Annotated in this window: 4 protein-coding genes and 1 pseudogene; 3 read left to right on the top strand and 2 right to left on the bottom strand. The window is 63.9% G+C overall.

From position 1 onward, the window contains the following. Nucleotides 1-295 (bottom strand): annotated as a pseudogene (locus B056_RS45715) (integrase); the annotation flags it as partial. A 232-nt stretch (nt 296-527) separates the two neighbouring features. On the opposite strand from B056_RS45715, the gene B056_RS40445 reads away from it, so the two are divergent. Continuing rightward, entirely contained in the window at nt 528-923 is a 396-nt protein-coding gene (locus B056_RS40445) for an integrase core domain-containing protein (protein WP_326828223.1), read from the top strand. A 133-nt stretch (nt 924-1,056) separates the two neighbouring features. Here the strand turns inward: B056_RS40445 and B056_RS0108360 are convergent, their stop codons facing one another. Beyond that, nucleotides 1,057-1,905: an SAM-dependent methyltransferase gene (locus B056_RS0108360; protein ID WP_018501420.1), complete on the bottom strand. Its 849-nt coding sequence runs from the start codon at nt 1,903-1,905 to the stop codon at nt 1,057-1,059. 550 nt (nt 1,906-2,455) lie between these two features. Between B056_RS0108360 and B056_RS0108355 the strand changes: the two genes are divergently transcribed. Next, entirely contained in the window at nt 2,456-3,028 is a 573-nt protein-coding gene (locus tag B056_RS0108355) for a YceI family protein (RefSeq protein WP_018501419.1), read from the top strand. Nucleotides 3,029-3,114: 86 nt separating this feature from the next. Beyond that, nucleotides 3,115-3,420 (top strand): hypothetical protein, encoded by a 306-nt coding sequence (locus tag B056_RS40440; RefSeq protein ID WP_230202895.1) that lies wholly within the window; start codon nt 3,115-3,117, stop codon nt 3,418-3,420. The last annotated feature ends 22 nt before the right edge of the window (nt 3,421-3,442 follow it).

Genomic DNA, 3,442 nt, shown 5'->3' with positions numbered 1-3,442 from the left:
ACGGTGCCAGCGCAGCACGGTGGCCGGGGTGACGAAGAACGAACCCCGGCGGGCCCGGGGTAGCAGCCGGGACAGGGCTGCGAGGATCACCGATCCGCCGGTTCCAGCGTCGGACGACTCACCTGACGTCGCAGCACCGCCACCTGATGTCGCAGGACAAGGAGCTCCCCGTCTTTCGCGGTGTCCCCGTGCACGCGGAGCAGTATCGGGCCGAGACGTTGCGTGTCAGGGCGTAGAGCAGCGACCACACCATGACCATCCAGCCTGCCCGACATGGGCCCCGTCCAGCGGGCAAACGCGCAGGCCACCGCTCGAATCGGAATTCCGGAGCCCCACAGGCTTAGCTAAGCGGTATTGGGACATAGCTGACCATCATGCCGACAGTCGCACCGTCACATCAGCCCAGCTCACAGGCCCAAGCCGACTTCTGACACCCCACAACCGCGCGAAGAGAAAAACCGACGCCACAATCACCTACACGGACCCGCCATACAAAGATCACAGGGTTTCCTAACTACGCGGCATTGGTGCGCACACCGCCACAGCCACCGAAAGTGAACGCGATCGCGGAACACTGGATCGATACCGTCTGCCGCGAATGCACCGAAAGACTCCTGATCGTCTCCGAACGGCACCTGACCACCGCCCGCACCACATATACCGGGCATTTCCACACCCACCGGCCTCACCGCTCCCTCGGCCAGCATCCGCCCGACCCACCACCCGCGGTCACCCCGACCCCGGGTTCCACCGTCCTTCGCACACGCATCCTCGGCGGGCTGATCAACCAGTACCGCAACGCCCGCCCGACGACACCCCCGGACGATCACGTCAGCCACAGAAGACCAGCTCACAGGCCGAAACCCGAATTTCGGAGCCCCACACGATGGACGGACACGATGCCACGCATCATTCGATCATGACTGATCGGCAGCAGCCGCGACGGCGGACATCGCCAACGCAACTACCCCCCAAAGAGCCTAGAAATGAGCAGGAAGGGGTCAACTTCATTTCCCAAATACAACAGTCCCCTTTCGGGTAATGCAACAATATTCGTCAGGGCTTGCGGCCAATTCCGCCGCCGATCATTTTCTCAGTAAGCCTAATTGTCTCGGGAAGAGGACCGTCCGGACGCCACAGAGGGTTGTAGACGACACCGGGTTCGACGAGTTCCAGACCATCAAAGTAGGCGGCGATCTCTTCCATGGTACGGAACCGGCCGGTGCCAAGATCAGTGAGCAGGGCCTTCTGTAGTTCCTCGGTCTCCTCGCCGTGGTCGACAAAATGGGTGAGGAACAGGTAGCTGCCGCCGACTAGGGCGCTCCGGTAGCGGGCGACGAGGCTACCCGGGTCCTCGTCGTCGTTGAGGTGATGGATGATCCCGAGCATCAGCAGACCGATCGGCTGGTCGAAGTCGATCAGGGTGCGCAGGTCGGGGTGAGAGAGGATCTCTTCCGGCTGTCGCACGTCGGCGGTGATAACCGTGGTGTATTGATTCTCGGCGAGCAGGGCCCGGCCGTGGGCCAGCACGATCGGATCGTTGTCGACGTAGGCAACCCGGGCATCAGGGATGATCTCCTGCGCTACCTGGTGGGTGTTGCGGGCGGTCGGCAGGCCGGAACCGAGGTCGATAAACTGGCGGATTCCCTGTTCTGCCAGGTAACGGACACCGCGACCGAGCACAGCCCGGTTGTAGATCGCGGCCGCGCGCCCGTCGGGGACGAACGCCACGAGCTCTTCGGCGACGGCGCGGTCGACGGGGAAGTTGTCCTTGCCACCGAGGATCGCGTCGTAGACGCGGGCGACGCTCGGGGTGGAGACGTCGATCTCCTTCGGTTCCCAGCCAGCAGGCGGATTGCTGATCGCCCGCGCAAGCGGGTGAAGGTTCGCGTCATCCTGAGTCATGGGACCTCGATTTCTGGCGTTCCCGGAAGATTGCTTTGGGTTACCACTAATCAGCAACCCGTAACGTAGCCTAAGTGGCACGGTACGTACGCGGACATCGTAGGGCACACCGGCCGCCTCGGCGTGGCCGTCGCGCCGCCGGCAGGACGCGTGCGACCTCCGCCGACCAGGATCATCCTCACACTCGGACCACCGAGCCTGCAGAACCTGGCGGGCCACACCTTCCCCGCAACGCACCTATAGCACACCCGCTAATTCCAAGCCGCCCGACAAAGCTATCGAGACACTCACCCAACAGAAGCGGGTTGAGCTCTCACGAACAAAGCGGTCTCGTCGCCGTCGAGGGACCAGGGACCGGCTTCGGTTTTCCGGACTCTCGACCACTCGACCCAGCGGTGTGACCGCACCCTCACGACGACACAGCCCCGCAAGCCGTCGTGGCGACAGACCCCCAGCGGGCTTGTATTTCGTTAGCTACTAGGCTGTCGGCTAGTTCCGATTGCACCGACAAGCATCGACGTGCAACCGTCCACGCAGTTCTGGAGGCCCAGTGACAGCGTCCTCGTCATCCACATCCGGTATCGCGCCACTCCCCCTCATCACCGGCACCTGGTCCGTCGACACCGCGCACTCCAGCGTCAACTTCCAAATTCGCCACCTGGGTGTCACCAACGTCCGCGGCCGCTTCGACACCTTCGACGCGACGCTGACCGTCGGCGACACCGTGGGATCGGTGGCCATCGAAGCCGCGATCGACCTCGCCTCGATCAACACGAACCAGGCCGACCGCGACGCGCACCTGCGCACCACTGACTTCTTTGACCTCGAGAAGCACCCCAGCATGACCTTCGTGTCAACCTCGGTCACCGGCAGCGACGAGGAGTACGAACTCGCCGGCGCACTGACGATCAACGGCGTAACCAAGCCCGTCACGCTGAACGTCGAGTTCTACGGCGTCGACACCCACCCCGTCGATGACCGGGTGCGGTCCGGGTTCGCCGCCACCGGCGAAATCCGTCGCAGTGACTTCGGCATCAACTTCAACATGCCGCTCGGCGCCGGCAAGCTAGCTCTCGCCGACAAGGTCAAGATCGAGCTAGACCTCCAGTTCATCGCGCCCTGACCCCCTGGGCTCCAGAATCCCGATTCAAGCGGTGACCTGCGTGTTTGCCCGCCGGACAGGGCCCATGTCGGGCAGGCTGGATGATCATGGTGTGGTCGCTGCTCTACGCCCTGACACGCAACGTCTCGGCCCGATACTGCTCCGCGTGCGCGGGGACCACCGCGAAAGACGGGGAGCTCCTCGTCCTGCGACACCAGGTGGCGGTGCTGCAACGACAGGTCCACCGCCCAGCCCTGGAACCGAAGGATCGGGTGATCCTCGCAGCCCTGTCCCGGCTGCTACCCCGGGCCCGCCGGGGTTCGTTCTTCGTCACCCCCGCCACCGTGTGGGGTGTCGGAACTCGGCCACCGGTGGTGACCTGGGGTTTTAGGCGGCTCGTTCGTATTCGTTGATCAGGCCGCCGAGGATGGGCTG

Origin of the sequence: Parafrankia discariae, assembly GCF_000373365.1 — a bacterium.
GTDB classification, from domain to species: Bacteria; Actinomycetota; Actinomycetes; order Frankiales; family Frankiaceae; genus Parafrankia; species Parafrankia discariae.
This window is presented reverse-complemented; position numbering and strand designations above follow the sequence as displayed.

Bases quoted from the DNA above. Each gene is read 5' to 3' on its own strand.
- B056_RS40440 (WP_230202895.1), top strand. From the start codon at position 3,115: ATGGTGTGGTCGCTGCTCTACGCCCTGACACGCAACGTCTCGGCCCGA.
- B056_RS0108360 (WP_018501420.1), bottom strand. From the start codon at position 1,905: ATGACTCAGGATGACGCGAACCTTCACCCGCTTGCGCGGGCGATCAGC.